This is a genomic window from Actinocatenispora rupis, from assembly GCF_016861975.1.
Lineage (GTDB): Bacteria > Actinomycetota > Actinomycetes > Mycobacteriales > Micromonosporaceae > Actinocatenispora > Actinocatenispora rupis.
Genome location: NZ_BOMB01000075.1, coordinates 1 through 811 on the forward strand (window position 1 = coordinate 1; position 811 = coordinate 811).

At 69.9% G+C, this 811-nt stretch carries 1 protein-coding gene; it reads right to left on the minus strand.

Annotation, left to right across the window (positions count from 1 at the left end; all coding sequences use genetic code 11):
• Positions 1 to 659: hypothetical protein (locus tag Aru02nite_RS36315; protein WP_203665089.1), on the minus strand; the 659-nt coding region annotated here is incomplete at its 3' end.
• Positions 660 to 811 lie beyond the last annotated feature (152 nt).

Here is an 811-nt window from a genome sequence, read left to right on the forward strand (position 1 = left end):
GGCGACGCGGAGGAGTCGGACTTGGCCGGCCAGCCCGGGGCCGTCAGCCCGCACACCCGCCAGCCGTCCTCCCGCACCACGGTGAACGTCCACCGGGTTTCCGGCTCGTCCAAGGTGACGGGGGAGCCATCGGCGGATTGGGTCAGCAGGGACATCATCATCGTTCCCGGCACCGTCGCGGTGTCTCCGTGCACACGAGCCCGGTCGGGAAGCCACGTCATCGTGACGCTGGTGTTCGCCTTGCGCATGCGTTCGTGTTGGCTCTTCCAGAGCCGGATGAACCCGTCCAGCCGCCGACGAGCGGCCTTGTCCTCGGTGCAGCTCACCCGGTAGATCTCCGGTGACACCGAGTCTGAACCGCCAGGGGCCAAGGCATCCATCCACGTCGAGGTAGCCGCTACCGGGGTTGGTTCGCCGGCCGTGCCCAGGTGCGCACTCTGATGCCACACCCAGTACACGAACGCGGTCGGTACCAACGCCACCAGGACCACCGAGCCGACGAGCACCGGCACCAGCCGGCCGCGACGGTTGTCCGCCCACCACAGCCACAACTCGGCGCCGCCGGCAACCACGACCAGGCCCACGCCGACCAACAGCCACGACGCGACCGGCCCGAGCCATACGAAGCCCAGCCAGTACCCCAACGTCGCCGCCCACACGCCGGGCACCGCAGCCAGGACCCGACGACGCCACCGGCCAGACGGCACCAGCGCCAACAGCAGCAGCGACCCTGCCACGAGTACTGCGATGGTCACTGCGAACCCGGCCGCCCGGCCTACGTCGAAGTAGTGCCGCCGGAACCACCACGCCC